This is a genomic window from Nitrospirillum viridazoti CBAmc (genome assembly GCF_000730165.1).
Classification (GTDB): Bacteria; Pseudomonadota; Alphaproteobacteria; order Azospirillales; family Azospirillaceae; genus Nitrospirillum; species Nitrospirillum viridazoti.
On sequence record NZ_CP022113.1, the window covers coordinates 297312 to 316822 of the forward strand.

Annotated in this window: 16 protein-coding genes; 7 read left to right on the top strand and 9 right to left on the bottom strand. The window is 64.8% G+C overall.

Annotation, left to right across the window (positions count from 1 at the left end):
* Positions 1-9: 9 nt before the first annotated feature.
* Complete coding sequence (gene rfaE1, locus Y958_RS29400) at positions 10-1482, top strand: D-glycero-beta-D-manno-heptose-7-phosphate kinase (RefSeq protein ID WP_088875777.1); 1473 nt, start codon at positions 10-12, stop codon at positions 1480-1482.
* A 295-nt stretch (positions 1483-1777) separates the two neighbouring features.
* On the opposite strand, the gene Y958_RS29405 is transcribed toward rfaE1, so the two are convergent.
* The 3 genes from Y958_RS29405 to Y958_RS29415 form a co-directional block, all read right to left on the bottom strand.
* Positions 1778-2929 carry a glycosyltransferase family 61 protein gene (locus Y958_RS29405; protein ID WP_186291664.1) on the bottom strand — a complete coding sequence of 384 codons (1152 nt, stop codon included), beginning with the start codon at positions 2927-2929 and terminating at the stop codon, positions 1778-1780.
* Between the two features lie 184 nt (positions 2930-3113).
* Positions 3114-4424 (bottom strand): MFS transporter, encoded by a 1311-nt coding sequence (locus Y958_RS29410; RefSeq protein WP_186291665.1) that lies wholly within the window; start codon positions 4422-4424, stop codon positions 3114-3116.
* A 145-nt stretch (positions 4425-4569) separates the two neighbouring features.
* The gene (locus Y958_RS29415) at positions 4570-5040 is read right to left on the bottom strand and encodes a hypothetical protein (protein ID WP_088875478.1); all 471 of its coding nucleotides are present in this window, start codon (positions 5038-5040) and stop codon (positions 4570-4572) included.
* Between the two features lie 326 nt (positions 5041-5366).
* Here Y958_RS29415 and Y958_RS29420 point away from each other — a divergent pair, with 326 nt between their 5' ends.
* On the top strand, positions 5367-6338 hold the full coding sequence (locus Y958_RS29420; RefSeq protein ID WP_211098836.1) for a 2-hydroxyacid dehydrogenase: 972 nt from the start codon (positions 5367-5369) through the stop codon (positions 6336-6338).
* A 3-nt stretch (positions 6339-6341) separates the two neighbouring features.
* Here the strand turns inward: Y958_RS29420 and Y958_RS29425 are convergent, their stop codons facing one another.
* The 6 genes from Y958_RS29425 to Y958_RS29450 form a co-directional block, all read right to left on the bottom strand.
* Positions 6342-7319, bottom strand: a complete 978-nt coding sequence (locus tag Y958_RS29425; protein WP_088875479.1) for a magnesium transporter CorA family protein — start codon at positions 7317-7319, stop codon at positions 6342-6344.
* Positions 7320-7557: 238 nt separating this feature from the next.
* Positions 7558-9222 (bottom strand): glycosyl hydrolase family 28-related protein, encoded by a 1665-nt coding sequence (locus Y958_RS29430; RefSeq protein WP_088875480.1) that lies wholly within the window; start codon positions 9220-9222, stop codon positions 7558-7560.
* Positions 9223-9471: 249 nt separating this feature from the next.
* Positions 9472-11469, bottom strand: a complete 1998-nt coding sequence (locus Y958_RS29435) for a response regulator (RefSeq protein WP_186291666.1) — start codon at positions 11467-11469, stop codon at positions 9472-9474.
* Positions 11469-11912: a response regulator gene (locus Y958_RS29440; protein WP_004273032.1), complete on the bottom strand. Its 444-nt coding sequence runs from the start codon at positions 11910-11912 to the stop codon at positions 11469-11471. The genes Y958_RS29435 and Y958_RS29440 overlap by 1 nt, the downstream gene beginning before the upstream one ends.
* Entirely contained in the window at positions 11899-14184 is a 2286-nt protein-coding gene (locus Y958_RS29445; RefSeq protein WP_244909749.1) for an ATP-binding protein, read from the bottom strand. Before Y958_RS29445 ends, Y958_RS29440 begins: the two co-directional genes overlap by 14 nt.
* Before the next feature lie 75 nt (positions 14185-14259).
* Positions 14260-14865, bottom strand: coding sequence for a biliverdin-producing heme oxygenase (locus tag Y958_RS29450; protein ID WP_145727964.1), 606 nt, complete (start codon positions 14863-14865; stop codon positions 14260-14262).
* Between the two features lie 184 nt (positions 14866-15049).
* Here Y958_RS29450 and Y958_RS32090 point away from each other — a divergent pair, with 184 nt between their 5' ends.
* From Y958_RS32090 to Y958_RS29470, 5 genes are read left to right on the top strand one after another with little or no spacing between them, the layout of a single operon-like run.
* Complete coding sequence (locus tag Y958_RS32090) at positions 15050-15199, top strand: hypothetical protein (protein ID WP_157999499.1); 150 nt, start codon at positions 15050-15052, stop codon at positions 15197-15199.
* Between the two features lie 18 nt (positions 15200-15217).
* Complete coding sequence (locus Y958_RS29455) at positions 15218-16108, top strand: DUF72 domain-containing protein (RefSeq protein WP_088875484.1); 891 nt, start codon at positions 15218-15220, stop codon at positions 16106-16108.
* Between the two features lie 12 nt (positions 16109-16120).
* Complete coding sequence (gene ligD, locus Y958_RS29460; RefSeq protein WP_439650917.1) at positions 16121-18151, top strand: DNA ligase D; 2031 nt, start codon at positions 16121-16123, stop codon at positions 18149-18151.
* On the top strand, positions 18148-18438 hold the full coding sequence (locus Y958_RS29465) for a PQ-loop domain-containing transporter (RefSeq protein ID WP_088875486.1): 291 nt from the start codon (positions 18148-18150) through the stop codon (positions 18436-18438). The genes ligD and Y958_RS29465 overlap by 4 nt, the downstream gene beginning before the upstream one ends.
* Positions 18435-19484 carry a DNA topoisomerase IB gene (locus Y958_RS29470; protein ID WP_088875487.1) on the top strand — a complete coding sequence of 350 codons (1050 nt, stop codon included), beginning with the start codon at positions 18435-18437 and terminating at the stop codon, positions 19482-19484. Before Y958_RS29465 ends, Y958_RS29470 begins: the two co-directional genes overlap by 4 nt.
* The last annotated feature ends 27 nt before the right edge of the window (positions 19485-19511 follow it).

Here is a 19511-nt window from a genome sequence, read left to right on the forward strand (position 1 = left end):
TGGATCATCATGCAACGTCACGCCGGACTGACATCCTCGGTGGAGTGCCTTGGCGGTGCTCGTGTTATGGTCGTTGGCGATGTCATGCTCGACCGGTTTGTCCGCGGCAAGGTGGCGCGTATCTCGCCGGAGGCGCCGGTCCCCGTGTTGCGCAACGCGCATCAAGAGGTCATGCTCGGAGGCGCTGGCAACGTCGTCCGCAACATCACCGCGTTGGGGGGGCATGTCGTCCTGGCTGGCGTGCTGGGTAACGACGACGCCGGCCGCCACGTCAAGCGGCTGGTGGCTGAGGATGGGCAGATAACCTCCATACTGCAGGTGGATCCGGCGCGTGTCACGTCTGAGAAAAGCCGGTTTGTGGCGGATGGTCACCATCTGCTGCGCTCGGACTGGGACAGCGAGGCGCCGGTGGCCGAGGAGGTCCATGAGCGGCTACTGGCCGCCGCTGCTGACCACATCGATACCGTTTCCGCCGTCATCCTGTCCGACTATGCCAAGGGTGTCCTGACGCCGCCGGTGTTGCGTCGCCTGATTGACATGGCCCGGAATGCAAGCAAGCCGGTGATCGTCGATCCCAAGAGCGCCGACTACGCCCTGTATCGCGGGGCCACCCTGGTCACTCCGAACCGCGCGGAGCTGGCGATTGCCGTGGGGTACCGGCCCGCGACGACGGAGGATATCGTCGCGGCAGCCGAAGGGCTGATGCGTGACCATGATATCCAATCCTTGCTGGTCACCCGCAGCGAGGAGGGCATGACCTTGGTTTGCGGCGACGGCCTGTCCGTCAACGTCCAGGCTGAGGCCAAGGAGGTCTTCGACGTGTCGGGGGCTGGCGACACGGTGGTCGCGGTCATGGCAGCCTGTCTGGCCACAGGCACCAATCTGTCGGACGCCGTACAACTGGCCAACGTGGCGGCCAGTTTGGTAGTGGCGAAGCTAGGAACGGCCGTCGTCACGCCCGCAGAAATCTTGCATGCCCTGGCCGAGCAGGACGACCGGGCCAATTCCGACAAGGTGCTGACGCTTTCGGAATTGCAGGAACGCATCGCCTTGTGGAAGCGGTTGGGCCTTAAGGTCGGTTTCACCAACGGCTGCTTCGATCTGGTCCATCCTGGACATGTGCAACTGTTGGCGGCCGCGCGGCGCGAATGCGACAGGCTGATCGTGGGCCTGAATTCAGACGCGTCCGTACGACGGTTGAAGGGCCCGCAGCGTCCTATTCAAGAGGAGCGGTCCCGGGCCATCGTCCTTGCGGCGCTGGCTTCCGTCGATGCCGTGGTGCTGTTCGAAAAGGATACGCCGCTGGAGCTGATTCAGCAGGTCCAGCCCCAGGTTTTGATCAAGGGGGCGGACTACACTATCGACCAAGTCGTGGGCGGCGATTTCGTGCAGCGGAACGGCGGCCGCGTCGCGCTAGTGCAATTGGTGCCCGACCAGTCCACCACGCGTATAGCGAAGCGTATACAGGGTAACGCAGGCTGACCGCCGGCGTGCCCTCTGTTGGGTGGCGCCGCCGTTCAGGGCGACGATGCGGTCGGCCATGGTCATGCCCTCTACTTGGCCGTGGGGGGACATAGAGCTGGTGGCCTCCAGGTCGCAATGCCTGGGTGCGATCTTCATGCGCGCGTGAGGCTGAATCAGCGCCTTGCGCCGGTGTTATCCAATCCGGCAACAGCCCAGATCGACCATGCGAAGCGCGCCGTTGCTCCAAGGTCTTGGCGATAGTTCACGGGTTGCCTTACCCGAGTGAACCACTGCTTGACCACCGCCTGCCACGCTATCCCAACAACGTGGTCAGTGCCCTCTCCAGGCGCTCTGGTTCGATCACGAAGTCATTGCGGCCTACAGGGTGGTTTGTAACAACTCGGCCAAAGATCTCGGCGTAGGTCATTCCTATCTGCCCAGCCACATCCCAGAAAAAAGGGTCAATGAAGTCGCCGGGAGATAGGCAAATCGCGGTCGCTTCGGGTTGGCAGAACACAAGATTGGCCAATGCCGCGCCCTTGACGCCCATGATGACTTCAGCGGAACTGAACAGTTGTGCCTGTTCAGCCAGCGACATTCCGCTGGTGAAGACCGTTCTGAAGCCAAATTGATCAAACAGGTCCTTGAGGGCATCCTCATTGGCCAAAGTGCGCGTCTTCACATCTGCCCGTGAAAGATACAAACGCTCACCGTGGTTCATTTGAACTCGGCTTTCGACAAAGGCATCCTTAAGCTTGGTCATGGCCGGGGGCCACTTGATCATGGGAGGGCGATGCAGAGGGGTGACATAAAGGAGATTGGAGAATCGCCATGTGACATTGTCTGGCATCTCGATGACGCTGGCGCCCGGGCAAATTTTTCTTATGGTCTCCTGGACAATATTTCTTTGGATTTCACTTTCATTTGCGCCGACCATGATGGTTAACTGTTTAGTTTCGATCTGCTGTGCGAAATACGCAAGAATTGTAGCATTATCTACAAGCCAGTGGCCGTAATTCCGATACCAGGGCCGCTTTACTAGAATGCAGGGTGCCTCCACTGGCGTACTCGGGGGGTGCGCGAATGCAAAAGTTTGATCCGCCTGACCGTGACAGAAGCCATCGGGGACCTGTCGGTGGGCCAGATATTCAATGGCGCTTTCTTCGATAAGCAAGCCGTTGCGCGTGACCACCGTTCCTTGCCCGGCAACATAAGCATCCACTAACGTCGTTGCATTTATCTGTGGGTAGAATTGTTCAGAAATATTTCTGTAATGATCAAAAATGCCCCGAACTTCGGCGTTAATATGAAAATCGTCTACTAGCGCCATAGGACGCCGTGAATAGCTTCCCCTGGGAGATAACTGGTCGAAGTGTTTGATTCCAGCTCCTTCAAGGGAGGACAGGCCATTTCCATCGATAATGGATTCAAGACTTCTGACGATTAATGAGATCGGATCACTCAAAGCCATATCCTCGGCATCGATAAACAAACAGGCGGATCATCCACCAAGAGTAAAACAGACGCGCACTATCTGTAACGTAGAACCGATCATATCGTAGTGTCGCATCGGACTATCGTCGCCGCAACGTCGACGTGCTTGTGCGCCGCGTGGCAGTTGACCGCCTTTTAGCATGGGCATCCACCTTTCACTCAAGTACGGCCAGTTCGGACTGAACCGACTGTTGGCGAGCGGCGGTCAGTGGGTGCAGCCAGACCAGGAATGCCGATGTCATATGCGCCGCCATGGGTACCCAGATGGCGGCAATGGCCAGCACCAAGAGGGCCTGGGGTGTTTGCGGCACGCTTGCGGCCCGAGCGTCAAAGCCTGCCGCGCTTAAAGCGGTCAACGCCAGCGCCGGCCCCACGGCCGCGGCCAGCTTGTCGGAAACGGAGAGTAGGGAGGCCAGGGTACCCATCTGGTCTGCGCCGGTGGCCAGGCGGCGTTCGTCAGCCAAATCCGCCATCATGGAACGCACAAGGATAGGATCGGCGGAGAGGAAGAGGCCGAAGCCCCCCAGGATGACCATGCCTGTGGGCAGAGTGGTCCACGGAACCAGATGCACGACCAGGTACATTAAGGCCAAGCCGCCGAAGGCAAGCGTCATGGCGCGGTGCTTTTCCAGTCGGCTGCCCATCCGGCTCCAGACGTACGTTCCCAGCATGGCGCCCACCTTGACCGCGAACAGCAACGTTGCCGTCTGCACCCGATCCAGACCATGGAAGGTTCCATAATAGAAAAAGAACATGGCGCCACCGGCGTAGATGGCCGCACTGGAGAGGAAATCGGCGGCGAGCAGGCGGATGACGCCGGCTTGGCCAAGCAGACTGAGATAATCACGTCGCCCCGGTGTCCGTCGGCGGCTTCCCGCGTGCTCCGGCACCAGAATCAGGGCCGCGCCGACCCCCAAAGGCAGGCTCAGCAGCACGAACCAGCCCATGGCGGGCAGAACCTGCTGCGGTGCCGAGCGCAAGGCGGGCAACAGGGGCAGGGCGGTGACAACCAGTCCCCCAACCAGAAAAAGTGTTTGCCACCAGGCGAAGACGCTGTTCCGTTCGTCGTAGTCCCCCGACAGTGTGCCGCCCCAACCCAGATGGGAGACGAAACATAGCGACCACGCGGTGTAGGTTCCGGCCAAGCCCAGCGCCAAGTGGAGGAAGCCGGCGTCGGGTGGCGGCATGTACAGATACTGGACCGACAGCATCAATAGGGGCGTGCCAATCGCCAGCCACAGGCGGAACCGGCCGAAGCGGCAGCGTGTCCTGTCCGTCAGGATCCCCACAACAGGGTCAACGGCAATGTCGGCCAAACGCGCCACCAGAAAGGCCGTGCCGACGAGTCCCAGGGGAAGCCCGACCACGGTTCCGTAATAGTCGGGAAGATAAATCAGCAGCGGCAAGCCTAAGGCCGCCAACCCCACAGTCGGGGCGGCGTAAGCCACCTTGGTCAGTATGCGCATGCCTCCGTCCCCGCCATCCAGGCCCCCGGAAGATTCAATACCCGTCGCAGGACCCTGTGTCGCGACAGCAGAACACTCTGCCATCGGCGTCAGGCGGATGCCAATGATCCGAAGGACGGCGCAGTCGTTCAGGGATAGGACGGACTCAGGCGCTCAAGGCTTCCCGCTCGCAGGTGGTCGGCAATTGCGAGGCTGGCGGCGTCAGGGTCAGGTGGTTGTGCCCTAAGGCGAAGGCCAAGGCCCGCGCCGTCATTGCCAGGGCGGGGCGGTCATCATCCGTGGCCAGCCAACGGAGCTGAGCGTCGAACTGCGCCTCCTTGCCATTCTGGGCGGCCGCGACCAGCTGCAACACTTGCCGTTCATCTGCCGTCAGGCTGGGGCAGCCGGGATGGCCAATGGACAATTCCCGACGGCAGGTGTGAATCAGGGCCAGCAGGAAAGTGTGCAGGGTGGCCAGCACCTCGCGCCCGTCCTCGCCACAGGTGTCGGCGAACTCCTGTCCCACCAGGGGGCCGTAGTCCTTACCCTTGACCATGCGGCGCAAGGCCCAAACCAGCAAATGCTCGCCGGGGCCGAATTCCGGCGTGTGGTCCATCGTTCCGGCAATGGCATCCATCAACGACATCATTAGTCCCCCGGCCACTTCCACCCCAACGCCGGGGAGGCTAAGCGCCGTAGATGCAAATCATTCTCAAATCATAACCCATGTCCGCGCCAATGGCAAAGAGCGGCGTCACAGGCTGCTGGGTCGACCGTCACCGGCTCCGCCCGCATCACCCTACACCCCTCCGCCATCACACGGCCATGCCTGTCGGCGGTTCTTGGCTGGTCTGCGGTGGCAGGCAACGGCAGACAAGCGCCCGAGAGGCGGCTTATGCTGGCCGCAACCCACCCCAGCAAATTGGGGGCCCGTCCCCGGAACGGCAAGAGGACCTTGGCAGAATGGCACCTCGCTTCGATATCGACCTGCTCATGCCCGCCCCCATGATGCCCTTCATCATGGAGCGGCTGGACCAGGCCTTCCATGTGCACAAGCTCTGGCTGGCGGCGGATGCCGATGCCCTCCTGGCGGAGGTCGCCCCCAGCGTCCGCGCCATCGCCGCCGCTGGCGGGGCGGCCATCACCGCCGACCTGATGAGACGGCTTCCCAGGCTGGAATGTGTCTCCGGCTTCGGCGTGGGTTACGACAGCATCGACGCCCAATGGGCCGGAACCCACGGCATCACGGTCACCAACACGCCCGATGTGCTGACGGAGGAGGTGGCGGATACTGCATTGGCTCTGACGTTGATGGCGGTTCGGCGCCTGCCCCAGGCCGAACGTTATCTGCGTGCCGGCCACTGGCTGGAAAAGCCCTTCCCCTTAACACCTTCTCTGCGCGGCCGCACGGCCGGCGTCCTGGGCCTGGGCCGCATCGGCAAGGCCATTGCCCGGCGTTTTGCCGCTTGCGGCGTGCCGGTGCACTATCACGGCCGTCACCGGCAGGCGGATGTCGACCTGCCCTACCATGCGACGCCTGTCGATCTCGCCCGGGCTGTGGACGTCCTGGTGGTGGTGACCCCGGGCGGCTCGGAGACGCGCAACCTGGTGGACGCGGCGGTGCTGAAAGCCCTGGGCCCCGATGGCATCCTCGTCAACATCGCCCGGGGCACGGTGGTGGACGAGCAGGCGCTGGTCGCCGCCCTGCGGGATGGCACCATCCTGGGCGCCGGCCTGGACGTGTTCGCCCAGGAACCGGCCGTGCCCCAGGCCCTGCTGGACCTGGACAATGTGGTTCTGCTGCCCCACGTCGGATCCGCCACCACCCATACCCGTCAGGCGATGGGCCAACTGGTGGTGGACAATCTGGTCGCCTGGGCCGAAGGGCGGCCGGTGCCCACACCTGTGCCGGAAACGCCCATTAAGGCCGGCTGATTCTCACAGCCAGCCCCGGCGGCGGAAATACCAGTAGGGCAGGATGGCGGAGACAACCATCAAGCACAGCGCGCCGGGGTAGCCGAACACCAGGTTCAGTTCCGGCATGTGCTTGAAGTTCATGCCGTAGATGGAGGCGATCAGCGTTGGCGGCAGGAAGATGACGGCCGCCACGCTGAAGATCTTGATGATGGCGTTCTGCTGGATGTTGATCAGGCCCAGGGTAGAATCCAGCAGGAATTGCGTCGTCTGCGCCAGGTAGAGGTTGTAGTCCAGCAAGGACTGGATGTCGCCGTTCAGCGTGTTCAGGATCAGCTTGATTTCCGGGGCGATGGGCGTGGCCTTCTCCGCCGCCTTAAGGAAGGACACGGTGCGGGCCAGACTGTGCAGACTCTCCCGCACGCGGGATGCCAGGTCGCCGCTGCGGCCGATGCGCTTCAGCGCGTTCTGCAGGTCGGCGTCGACGATGCTGGGTGATTGTTCCCCGCCCTGGCTGAAGACGGAGCGGGACAGGGTGTCCAGCCCGTCCTTCACTTCCTCCAGCACATCGGCGACCCGACCGACGATGGCGGTCAGGATACCCAGCAGGATGGCTTCTGGGTCGGTGGGTACGTCGTTGCCCTGGTCCACCCGGGTGGAGAAGGTGCGGAAGGGCGTGCTGTCCAGATACCGCACCGTCACCAGATGCTGGGGCGTCAGGATGAAGGTAGCGTCGGCCAGGGCCGGGCCCAGGGGCGCTTGGCGGGTCAGCACCCGCACGGTCATGACCAGGGCGTCGCCGGATTTGTACACCTGGGCGCTGGTCTCGATCTCCCGCATCTCTTCCCGGGTGGGGATCTCCACCCCCAGCGCCGCTTCGACCGCCGCTTCCTCCTCCTTGGTGGGGGCGATCATGTCGATCCACAGGTCGTCGGCCAGGCAATCGGCGGCGGGGTCGCGCCGCGTCAGGGTGCCATTCTCCAGCCGGTACAGGGTGAACATCCGGGCCTCAATTGAAGTTATGCTGGGTAAGACTTAGCAAAGAGAAGGCAGATCGATCGAGAAGGCAAGTCGCTGCTTCGGAACGGGTCTGCAATTTCCGCACTCGTCACCTTATCTACTGCTCATTTCTTACGTGATGATAATTGCGTGTGATCGGTTCAGGTGATGCCACCTGAACCGATCACACGACAAGCCAAAAGCTTAGAGTCTTTCTGATGACTGGATTTAAGTAAGAACCCTAATTCTCTATTGTCGTGACCAAAGCCATGCAAGAGACGGTTAGGTTCCGGGAGCCTGCGAAGCTGAAGGCGATACCCCCATTCTTGGTGTCGTTGCCGATGCCCAGACGCCACTTTTTTCCGGCGTCGCTGGCGGACAATTGTCCGGCCGGTCCGCTGTCCGCCTCTTTTTTCGTCGTGTAGCGAATGGCGAAGGTCGACGGACCGTCGGCCCGGGTGGCGTAGCCGCCGAAACGCCAATAGGCATAATCGGGCGTCGTTGCCGATCGGCAGTTCATTTGGACGTCATAGGACAAGGCGGCGTTGTCCGGCAGCCAAATCATGTTGGTCGGCTTCGCGGCGCCGGAGCCGTCCGTGGTCAGGGTCACCGTACCGCCGTCCACGCTTTTTCCCACCAGGGTCATCACCTTGTTGTAGGGGAAGTTGGTGTTTGCGATCTGGTTGCCGTGGCCCGGCCCTATGGCCCACAACACGTCATTAGAGATGATGACGGGGTTCGGCAAGATACGGGGATAAGCCTGTTCTATGCCGTAGGCGGTGTTGGCGGTGAGGGTCGAATGCCCATTTAGGATAATCTGTGTGCTGGGATCCTCTGTGCGAATGCCGGAATGGGTGCCGGATGAGGTGCTGCCGATGAAGGTGTTGGTGAAGACCAATGCTGAACTGTTGGGGGCGGAGACGACATGCACGCCGTTGCCGCCTTGGGTGGCGATGCTTGATCCCACCCATTGCCACTGGGTCAGGCCCCCCAACGGCGTGTTGATGACGATGTTGTCGGACTTGCTGGTGTCGAAGAAGCAGCCTTCTCCGAACGTGGCTCCTTTGTTGGGGGTGTTTGGGTCGTCGCTGTTGTCCACGTAGAAGTCGTGGAAGCTTTCCGACATGGTGGACTGGGAACAGGTGAAGCCCTCAGCTCCACCCGTGAAATGCAAGGCTATGTGGTTGAATCGCAGATTGGTCAGGTGGATCAGCGTATCGACGCTATGGGCCAGCCGCAGGCCATCCTGTTGCGCACGTACCTGGACGTTCTCCAGATGCAGGCCGCCAGAGTAGTCGGCGAAGATGCCGCTGTAGTGCCGATTGCCGCCACCATAAGCGGCCAGCAGGTCGTTGTTGGTATCCACGTTCAGGAAGAATACATCCATGGCGTTCTTTAAGTGGAAGGTGTAGCCGCTGGTCTTGGTTACCGCGGGAAAAATGGTGAAATCCCGGAAGACGTAGGTGTACGTGCTGACCACCGATCCGGGCTTGGCGTCATCACCGACAAAAACCTCGTCCCCCGTTTCCGACGTGGGTTCCAGGAAGGTGATCATTCGGCCTTGGCCGATCCATTGTGTGCCGGTGCCCTTGAGCTTGATCGTTCCGCTCCACCGGCAATGGCCGGCCGGCCAGATCATCGCTGTTCCCGGCCGAGCGGCGATGGCCGCGGCGATGGCGGCGGCGTTGTCCTTGGCGCCATCGCACACCACGCCGTAATCCGCCAGATAGGTGTAGGGCAGGCGCCTGCTCATCATGGCCGCGGCTTCTCCGATAGGTGTGGCGCCGCCGTCCTGGCGGGTAGCTTCGGCGGACTTGGCCAGGGGTGTCTCCAGGGCCTGAGCGCCCAACGCGGGCGCCGCAATCATGATAAGAGCGGTGATGGCGACGGCGCGTGATGGTTTCATGGGGCGCTCCTTGCTGACGTATCCACTGGCGGCCACCCTCGATCGAAAGTCCGGAAGCAAAAAGGGGCCCCGGGAAGGGCACACTCACATAACATTGGCCCCCGGTGATGACTTGCCAGCCACCAGACAGCTAACCAGTCGGAATATAGTAATAAAGCGTCACGATCTCTGAACCGGGGTTCACCTCAGCGATACCGGCGTTGGGAATGTGGCCGAAGCACAGGTGACGTGGGAAGTCCGACCGATAGATCACGCCTCCGTCAGCGCCCGGATCTTCCGCCCCAGCTCGTCCAGATCGAAGGGCTTGGCGATATAGTCCATGCCCTCGCCGACGAAGGCCGAGCGCTGGCTGGCGCCCTCGGCATAGCCGGTGGCGAACAGGATCTTGAGGCCGGGCCTCAGGCGGCGGGCTTCGTGCGCCAGCGCGCGTCCGTTCATGCCGGGCAGGCCGACGTCGGTCAGCAGCAGATCGATGGCGCCGCTCCCTTCCAGGTGGGGCAGGGCGTCGGCCGCCGTTTCGGCCTCGATGACGCCATAGCCATGCTCCTCCAGGATGTCGACCACCACCATGCGCACCACCAGCTCGTCTTCCACCACCAGCACGGTGCCCCGTCCCTTGGGCGGGGTCTCATGCGGGGTGGGCTTGGGCGCCTCCGCCGTGGCTGAAGCGCTACGGTCGCGGGGCATGTACAGGCAGATGGTGGTTCCCTTGCCCGGGGTGGACGCCAGCGTGACATGCCCCCCGACCTGGCGGGCGAAACCATAGATCATGGAGAGGCCCAGGCCCGTGCCGTGGCCGATGGGCTTGGTGGTGAAGAAGGGGTCGAACGCCTTCTCCAGCACCTCCGGTGGCATGCCGGTGCCGGTGTCGGTGACGCAGGTCAGGACATAGTCGCCGGGCTGCAGGTCGGCGGACGCACGCTCGTCCCCGTCGCCGATGGTGACGTTGCTGGTCTGGATGGTGAGTCGCCCGCCCGCCGTCATGGCGTCGCGGGCGTTGATAGCCAGGTTCAGGATGGCGCTCTCGAACTGGTTGGCGTCCGTGATGGCCGGCCACACCTCGGGTGCCAGGGAGATCTGCAGGTCGATGCCCTGGCCCAGGGTCCGGCGCAACAGGTCGTCCAGCGAGCTCACCAGCTGGTTGATGTCGGCGGGCTTCAGATCCAGCGTCTGGCGCCGGGCAAAGGCCAGCAAGCGGTGGGTCAGGCCGGCCGCCCGGTGCGCGGAGGACAGTATGTTGTCGACATAGCGGCCGATGCTGTCGAAACGGGCGTCGCGCACCCGCGTCTGGATCAGGTCGGCGGCACCGACGATACCGGCCAGCATGTTGTTGAAATCATGGGCGATGCCACCGGTCAGCTGGCCGATGGCCTCCATCTTGTGTGATTGGCGCAACGCCTCTTCCTTGACGCGCAGCTCCTCCGTGCGCGCCACCACCTCCGCCTCCAGCGCGTCGCGGGCCAGCTTGGTCTCGGTGATGTCGATGGCGCAGCCCAGAAAGCCCAGGAAGGTGCCGGCGTCGTCGAAACGTGGGCTGCTTTCACACCGCAGCCAGCGCACCTCGCCCGTCGCCTTGCGCACGCGCATGTCGTCCAGGAAGGGGGTGCGCCCGACGAACAGCGCCCGGCGTACGGCGCTCAGCGTGGGCCAGTCGTCTTCATGGATTAGGGCGGCCCAACCCTCCGCTTCCATGCGCGCCGGCGGAATCCCGAATTCCGTTTCAAAGCGGCGGTTGGCGAAGATGATGCGGCCTTCGGCGTCGGACGACCAGATCAGGGCCGGCGTGTTGTCCGCCATGGACCGGAAGCGCTGCTCGCTTTCCCGCAGCGCCTGGGCCGATCGCCGCGCCTGGCGGCGGTCTTCCGCTTCGCGCAGGGCGCGGGTCACCACCATGGGAATGCGGGCCAGGTTGCGCTTGGTCACATAGTCGGTGGCGCCGGCGCGCAGCGCTTCGGTCGCGAACTCCTCACCAATGACGCCGGAGATGAAGATGAAGGGCACGGCCGGGTCGCGGGCGCGGGCCAGTTCCAGCGCTGCCAGGCCGTTGAAGCCGGGCAGGGAATAATCGGACAGGATGATGTCGAAATCGCCCCCGGCCAGCGCGGCCTCATATTCCGCCCGCACGGCCACGCGCGTCAGGATCAAGGGCTGATCGATCTTGCGGAACTGGTGGGCGATCAGTTCCGCATCGATGTCGCTGTCCTCCACCAACAGCAGGGCGACAGGCTTTTCCGCGGGTGGCGACACTAAAAATCTCCAGGCACGGGCTCGTTCAGCACCGCCCAAAAGATACCTAGGTCGCGGATGGCCTCGAAAAAGGCCTTGAAGTCCACCGGCTTCACCACGAAGGAGTTGACCCCGTAGTGATAGCTGCGCACCACGTCGCTCTCCTCGCGGGAGGACGTCAGCATGACGATGGGGGTGGCGCGATGCCGGGGGTGGGATTTCACCTTTTCCAGCACTTCCAGCCCATCCACCTTGGGCAGCTTCAGGTCCAGCAGCACGACGGCTGGGGCGCCCGGCTCACGGTTCGCGAATTGGCCCTCGCTGAAAATGTACTCCAGCGCTTCCACACCGTCGCGGACGACCACGATTTCGTTGGCCAGCTGGGTTTTCCTCAGGGCTGCCAGGGTCAGTTCCACGTCGGCGGGATTGTCCTCGACGAGAAGGATGGGTCTAAGCGTGGCCACGGTTTCCTCCTGTCTGTCGCTTAGGTAGGGTGAAGCTGAAGGCGGCGCCCTGGCCGACGGCACCTTTGGCTTCCAGCGTGCCGCCGTGCCGGTCGATGATGCGTTTCGTCAATGCCAGGCCGATGCCCGTGCCCTCGAAATCCTCTTGCCGGTGCAGGCGCTGGAACACCTGGAACAGCTTGCCGGCATAGTTCATGTCGAAGCCGACGCCGTTGTCCTCCACGCAGTACAGCACCTCGTCGGGCCGGTCCTGGCCCCAGACCTTGATGCGGGGCGGGGTGGCGTCCCGGCTGTATTTCAAGGCGTTGTCCACCAGGTTGAACAGGGCCTGGCGCACCAGGGTGGTGTCGCCCCAGGCGGGGGGCAGGACGCCGATTTCCCATTCCACCGGTCGCTGTCCTTCGGTGATGGCCAGGCTCCGACGGATTTCCGCCATCACCTTGGTCATGTCGATGCGGGACATCTTCAGATTGGTGCGGCCCAGTTGCGAGAAGTGCAGTAGGTCATCCACCAGCTCACCGGCCGACAGGGCCGCGGCGATGATGCCGTCCAAGTAGTGGCGCGACAGGGCTTTCAGATCAGGCTCCTCCTCGCCCAGCAGTTCGGCATAGCCCGCGATGTGGCGGAAAGGCGCCCGCAGGTCATGGGAGATGGAGTAGGAGAAGGCCTCCAGCTCTTTGTTCGAGCGCTGCAGTTCCTCCGTCAGCTGGGCGCGTTCCTCCGCTCGTTGCAGGACGAAGTTGATGATGGCGCCGCGGAAGTCGGCGGCGCTCAGCAGTTCGGCCGACCGCCAGGGCTGGGCACGCTCGCGCACCTCCTGCTTCCAGGCTTCGAACGACAGGCGCGGGTGCAGGCGGCCCGCGGTGTCCGTGGCCTTGGCCGCGCGGGGATCGCCACCCCAGCGTACGGTCTGCACCACTTCCGGCCGGAACCATAGGATGAAGCTGGCATGGAGGCGCGAGATGGGAACGGCGATGACGCCGCTGGCGACACCGGCGATGTTCTTGCCCGGCGGCCAGTCTGCGCTCAGGGAGCGGGTGGCGTAGATTTGGTCGACGTTGCGGGTCCGCAGCCATTCGACCAGGGCCAGGATGCTGTCGATGGGCGGCGCCTTGCCGGCGGCCAGGACGATACCGTTGGTGACGACGGCCGCCCCGGCGCTGTTGGTGAGGGCCAGCCACTGGCTGGCGCAGTCGACCAAGCCCGCCTGGAAGCCGGGCGCCCGCGCCAGATGGGCCACCAGTTCCGTCTCTATGTTTTTCAGCTGCAGCCGTTCGTCGATCTCGGCCGCGCGCTCGCGGGCGGCGATCTGCTGCGCCACGATGCGGCCCAGGAAGTCACAGGCGGCGCGGATCTGGGGGCCGACGTAGCGCGGCTGGGCATGATGGCACGAGATCAGGCCCCACAACTGCCCGTCGATGACGATGGAGATGGACAGCGAGGCCGCGGTGCCCATGTTGCGCATATATTCCAGGTGCACGGGCGAGACGCTGCGCAACGCCACGAAACTCATGTCCAGCGGCGCCCCGTCGGTGGGACACAGGGCGGGTATCAGCGGCGCGGGCGTGTACGTGGCGGTCGGGATCAGGCGCAGGCGGTTCGTGCGATACAATTCCCGCGCCTGGGCCGGGATGTCGGAGGCGGGGAAGCGCAGATCGAGGTAGGAGGGCAGGGTGCCGTCCCCCTTTTCTGCGATGACGGTGCCGTTCCAGTCCTCATCAAAGCGATAGATCAGGACGCGGTTGAAGCCGGTCAGGGTCTGCACCTCTGCCGCAACGCCGGCGCTGAGATCCGCCACGGTCTTCAGCCCATCGGAATTGTCCAGGAAGTCGCGCAGCAGCTGGTAGAGGCTGGCGCTGCGCCCGCGCTCGGCCTCGTCGAATGACTCGAATTCCAGGATCAGGCCTTGGGAAGTGCGCTGGCCGCTGACATGGAAGGTACGTCCGTCGATCTGGTACTGCTCCAGAAAGGCGGTATCCGTGCCGCCGGCCCAGAGGCGGACGTCATTCTCCAACGCGGTGCGCGGGCCCACCAGGTCACCCAGCGTCTGGCTGCCGTCGAAGGCGACAGGGCGGTCCAGGATGGCGCCCAGGTTCGCGCTGGCCTGGATCACAACCAGATCCTCTGGCCGCAACACCGCCACCGCGCCGTGAGGCTGGATGCCGCCGGGAATGCGGATGGGTTCCCGCGCGCACTGGTCCAGCAGGTCGTGGGGCACGGACGGCACGTCCGGGGCGATATCGGTGTTTCCTGGGCTATGTGACGTGACCACGGGGCAGACCCATTTGTCCAAGGAACCGTGAACCAGCCATTTGCCGGAAATTTAAGGCGAATATGGGGCCGCGGCTCATTTTTCTGACACCTGCCCACGGCCGTGGCTAGCCTGATAGTGGCCCAAGACCTGTTCGGCCGCCTTTTGGAATAGGCCGAAGGAGGCCACCGCGGCCGCCACAGCCTCGGCTCGGAAAGTGCTGTCGGCGGCTTCCTTGTTGAGCAGGGCCACGAAGCCGCGCCAGAAGGGGCGGCCCCGGCCATGCGCCAGGAAGCGGGTGGCCTGGGAAATGAGGGGATCCCCTGAGGCCAGCGCCCGGCGCAACAGCACCTCGGCGCCCAGCCGTGACCCTTCCAGCACATACAGATGACCCAGGGCCTGGGCCCGGCTGCGGATGAGTGGTGCTTCCACCAGCACGGCTGATAGGCGGTTGTTGGCATTCAGCGCCGCCAGATCCGCCTCCAGCGCGTGGCGGCGGCGGCGCTGTTGCCAGTCGGGCAGGATCAGCTCCACCCCTGCCGCCTCCAGGCTCAATTCAACGGCGCGCAACGCTGGGTGCTGGGCTTTCAGCAGATGGATGTAATCCGGCAGGTGGCCGACATCCAGCGCGGCGAATTGCCTGTCCAGGGTGGCGTGGCAGGCTGCCGTGCCCATGCGCAGCACTGATCTCAGTAGCGTCACGCCCGCTCCTTCTTCCTTGCCGGACCTCAGCCAGTGACATATCGCGGCCCCCGCGGAAATCAATGGTGTCTACAACGGCGGCACCGCTGGCGCCTGCCACCGCCCCCTTTCCCGCCCGCCACGGAACCCTGCGCGGCATCCGGCGGTTGCTTTGGCTGTGACCTGAGCGAGCGAGGGCCCGAAGATGGAACGCAAGAAAGACCATGTCGTCCTGACCGCGCGGGAGGCGCGGGGGGCCACCCTGGGCCGGCCGGTGTTGGCCGTCCTGCTGGTCAGCCTGGCCTTGGTGATCGTGGCCTTCGCGCTGGCCTGGTGGTTGGGCAAGTGGTGGTAAGGAAGGACCGGCGGCATCATGGCGCCCCAGGCGGACGTCCGCATCGGCATCTCCGGCTGGACCTACGCCCCCTGGCGTGGGGCCTTTTATCCGGAAGGCCTGCCCCAGCGCCGCGCGCTGGAATATGCCAGCGGCGTCTTCCGCAGCATCGAGATCAACGGCACCTTTTATGGGCTGCAGACGCCGGACGTGTTCGCCCGGTGGAATGAGGAGACGCCGGACGGCTTCGTCTTCGCGGTGAAGGCGCCGCGCTACATCACCCATATCCGCCGGTTGAAGGATCCCGTGGCGCCGCTGGCCAACTTCCTGGCCTCCGGCCTGTTGCGGCTGGGGAATAAGCTGGGCCCCCTGCTGTGGCAATTCCCGCCCAGCTTCAAATTCGATGCGCAACTGTTGGGCGACTTCCTGGCGCTGTTGCCCCACGACACCGAACATGCGGCCGACCTGGCCCACCGCCACGACGACAACCTCAAGGCCCACGCCTGGATGCGGCCCGGCCCCCACCGCCGTTTGCGTCACGCCGTGGAAATCCGCCACGAGAGTTTTCGCGCTCCGGCCTTCACCGACCTGCTGCGCCAGCACGGCGTGGCGCTGGTCTGCGCCGACACGGTCGAATGGCCGCGCCTGATGGATTTGACGTCGGACTTCGTCTACTGCCGCCTGCACGGTTCCAGCGAACTGTACCGTAGCGGTTATGGCACCGACGAACTGGACCGCTGGGCGCGGCGGGTGGCCGCCTGGGCCGGGGGACGGCCGCTGGACGCCGGCGATTATGGGCGCGACGACTATATCGAGCCGCCCCGCGATCCGCAGCCGGCGCCGCGCGACGTCTACCTCTATTTCGACAACACCGACAAGCTGCGGGCGCCCGACGATGCCCGCGCCCTGGTCGGTCGGCTGACCCATTGATGGATGGATACCGTGGGCCGCGACACCACCGATGACGAGGTGCTGGACCATCTGCCCGAGGCGCCGTCCGACGCACCGGCCAAGACGCCGCCGTCTCGCGCGCACATTCCGCCCCCCGCTTTCGTCGAGCCGGCGCTGGCCACCTTGGTCGACAGCCCGCCGGAGGGACCGGACTGGCTGTTCGAGGCCAAGTTCGACGGCTATCGCGCCGTGGTGGCGGTGTCAGGCCAGGAGGTACGCATCCACACCCGCTCCGGCCTGGATTGGACCGATCGTTTCCCCACCATCGTACGGGCCCTGGTGGCTCTTGACCTGCCGCCGGTGTTGCTGGATGGCGAGATCGTGGCCCTGGATTCTCGCGGGCTCAGCAACTTCAGCACCCTGCAGCGCGCCATGAAGGACGACCAGGCTGCCCTCAGCTACTACGTCTTCGACCTGCTGGCGGAGGCTGGGCGCGACTGGGGACCCCGGCCGCTGGTGGCGCGCAAGGCGCGGCTGGCCGCCCTGTTGGGGGAGGCGGGCAAAACCGGCCCGGTCTTTTACACCGACCATGTGATGGGCGGCGGCGCCGGCCTGTTGGCCACCCTGTGCGAACAGGGATTCGAGGGCATCATCGCGAAGCGGGCCAACGGGCCATACCAACCAGGGCGGTGCCACGACTGGCTGAAGGTGAAGTGCGGCAACCGTCAGGAGTTTGTCATCGTCGGCTGGTCGCCCTCCACCCACGGGCGGGCCTTCGCCTCCCTGCTGCTGGGCCTGCGCGAGGATGGCGCCCTGCGCTATGCCGGCCGGGTGGGTAGCGGCTTCGACGCCGACACCCAGGCAGGGTTGGAGGCGAGGCTGCATGCGCTGGCGCGCAAGGCCCCGACGGTGGCGGTGGACAGCGTGCCCCCCGCCATCGCCCGGGAGGCGCGCTGGGTGAAGCCTGAGCTGGTGGCGGAAATCGCCTTTGCGGGGTTTACCGGCGACCGGCTGGTGCGCCAGGGCCGTTTCATGGGCCTGCGCGCCGACAAGCCAGCCGGGGCCGTGGTGCTGGAAAGGGCGGAACATGTGGGGCAAGCGGTGGGGCAACCCGTGGGGCAAGCGGTGAAGGAAGGGGGATCGCCCATGGGCGGTGTCGCTCTGACCCATCCGGAACGGGTGTTGGACCCCGTCTCCGGCCTGACCAAGCAGGGCTTGGCCGACTATCTGGAAACGGTGGCGCCGCGCATGCTGCCCTATGCTGCTGGCCGGCTGTTGAGCCTGCTGCGCTGTCCAGAAGGGACGGAACAGGCCTGCTTCTTCCAACGCCATGCGGGGGCCGGCACGCCCTCGCCATGGCGGCGCAAGGCGGTGAAGGAGAAGGACGGCAGGCAGATCGACTATTTCTACCTGACGGACGCGGCGGGGCTGCGGGCGGCGGCCCAGATGGGCGTGCTGGAACTGCACCTGTGGGGCAGCCCGGTGCGCAAGCTTGAATCGCCCGACCGGCTGGTGTTCGACCTGGACCCCGACGCCGGTCTTCCCTTCGCCAAGGTCAAGGCGGCGGCGGTGGCCATGCGCGATGTGCTGGCGGCGCTGGACCTTGCCAGCTTCCCCCTGCTGACGGGCGGCAAGGGCGTGCATGTCGTGGCCCCGCTGGGTCCCGGCGCTGCCGGTGGTCGTCGCCAGTGGCCGGTGGTGGCCGCCTTCGCCAAGGCCGTGGCGGAACAACTGGTGGAGGCGAATCCCGACGCCTACGTCGCCACTATGAACAAGGCCCGGCGCCAGGGTCGCATTTTCATCGATCATTTCTGCAATACGCGGGGTTCCTCGGCCGTCGCCCCCTACTCGACCCGGGCCAAGCCCGCGCGCGGTGGCGGTGGCACCCCCATCGCCTGCCCGGTCAGCTGGGAGGAATTGGCCAAGGTGGAACGGGCGGACTTCCACACCACCGCCGATGCCCCGGCCCTGATGCGCCGCGTTGATCCCTGGGCCCGCTATTTTGAGCTGGAGCAGGATCTGGGCGCCGCAGCCTGCCGCGTGCTGGGGGTGAAGGTCGGCGCGGGGGCCTACAACGGATGATCGCGCCCGGCTTCGCGGACCTCATCGGCTGGCTGGCGGCGTTGCTGCTGTTCCTGACCCTGGCCTGCCAGATTTGGACGCAATGGCGCGAGCGCTCGACCAAGGGGGTGTCGCCCTGGCTGTTCACGGGGCAGATCGCCACCTCCATCGGCTTCGTCACCTATTCCTGGCTGCTGGGCAATTGGGTGTTCGTCACCACCAACGCCCTGATCCTGGCCACGGCCGTCGTGGGCCAGGGACTATATCTCAGCCAGCGCCGCAGGAAGGCGCCTGAGGCCGCCGAATGAGCGATGAGGCGGGCCTGGTCTATGTCAGCGACAGCGATCCCGGCATCCGGCGGCGAAAGTCCGGATCGGGCTTTCGCTATTGCCTGCCGGACGGCGCCACGGTGCGCGACCCCGTGTTGCGGGCCCGCATCAGGGCCCTGGTCATCCCGCCGGCCTGGACGGATGTATGGATCTGCGCCGATGCCCATGGCCACCTCCAGGTTACCGGCCGCGACGCCAAAGGGCGCAAGCAGTACATGTACCACCCCGCTTTCCGCCAGGCGCGGGAAGGGGCCAAGTTCCACCACCTGATCGATTTCGCCCGCCGCCTGCCGCAAATCCGCGACCGGGTAGCCAGGGATCTGGCCTTGCCCGGCTTGCCCCGCGACAAGGTGCTGGCCACCATCGTTCACCTGCTGGGCACGACGCTGATCCGCGTGGGCAACGCCGATTACGCCCGCGACAACCAGAGCTACGGCCTGACCACCCTGCGCGCCGCCCACGTCAGCGTGGAGAAGTCGTCCCTGCGCTTCGACTTCAAGGGCAAGAGCGGCAAGCTTTGGCGGCTGAAGGTGACCGACCGGCGGGTGGCCCGGATCGTGAAGGCCTGCCAGGAACTGCCCGGCCAGCCCCTTTTCCAATATCTGGACGGTGACGGTAACCGGCGGGAAGTCAGTTCCGCCGACGTGAACGCCTATCTGCGCGAGGCGGCAGAGGGGAAGGGGGCCAAGCGTGAGGACGGGGTGACGGCCAAGGATTTCCGTACCTGGGCCGGCACGGTCATGATGGCCCTGGCGTTGAACGACAGCCCGCCGCCCACCAGCCCCACCCATGGCCGGCGCATGGTCACCGCCGCGTTGAAACAGGTGGCGGCCCGCTTGGGCAACACCGTCACCGTCTGCCGCCAATGCTATGTCCACCCGGTGATCATGGACGATTACCTGGCGGGCCGTTTCCGGTTGCGCCTGCGCCAGGATGGGCCGGCGGGGCTGTCCCCGGCGGAGGCCGCGGTGCTGACCGTGCTGCGCCGGGCGGAAAAGCGCCGGGACGCGGGGAACTTGAGCTGAGCCGGGCGGTTGGAGCCGTGGACGCCC

What these genes read in the sequence shown, in the direction of transcription:
- Y958_RS29420 (WP_211098836.1), top strand. Translation starts at nt 5,367, where the DNA reads ATGGCACCTCGCTTCGATATCGACCTGCTCATGCCCGCCCCCATGATG.
- Y958_RS29415 (WP_088875478.1), bottom strand. Translation starts at nt 5,040, where the DNA reads ATGGATGCCATTGCCGGAACGATGGACCACACGCCGGAATTCGGCCCC.
- rfaE1 (WP_088875777.1), top strand. Translation starts at nt 10, where the DNA reads ATGCAACGTCACGCCGGACTGACATCCTCGGTGGAGTGCCTTGGCGGT.
- Y958_RS29470 (WP_088875487.1), top strand. Translation starts at nt 18,435, where the DNA reads ATGAGCGATGAGGCGGGCCTGGTCTATGTCAGCGACAGCGATCCCGGC.
- Y958_RS29425 (WP_088875479.1), bottom strand. Translation starts at nt 7,319, where the DNA reads ATGTTCACCCTGTACCGGCTGGAGAATGGCACCCTGACGCGGCGCGAC.
- Y958_RS29410 (WP_186291665.1), bottom strand. Translation starts at nt 4,424, where the DNA reads ATGCGCATACTGACCAAGGTGGCTTACGCCGCCCCGACTGTGGGGTTG.
- Y958_RS29455 (WP_088875484.1), top strand. Translation starts at nt 15,218, where the DNA reads ATGGCGCCCCAGGCGGACGTCCGCATCGGCATCTCCGGCTGGACCTAC.
- Y958_RS29465 (WP_088875486.1), top strand. Translation starts at nt 18,148, where the DNA reads ATGATCGCGCCCGGCTTCGCGGACCTCATCGGCTGGCTGGCGGCGTTG.
- Y958_RS32090 (WP_157999499.1), top strand. Translation starts at nt 15,050, where the DNA reads ATGGAACGCAAGAAAGACCATGTCGTCCTGACCGCGCGGGAGGCGCGG.
- Y958_RS29430 (WP_088875480.1), bottom strand. Translation starts at nt 9,222, where the DNA reads ATGAAACCATCACGCGCCGTCGCCATCACCGCTCTTATCATGATTGCG.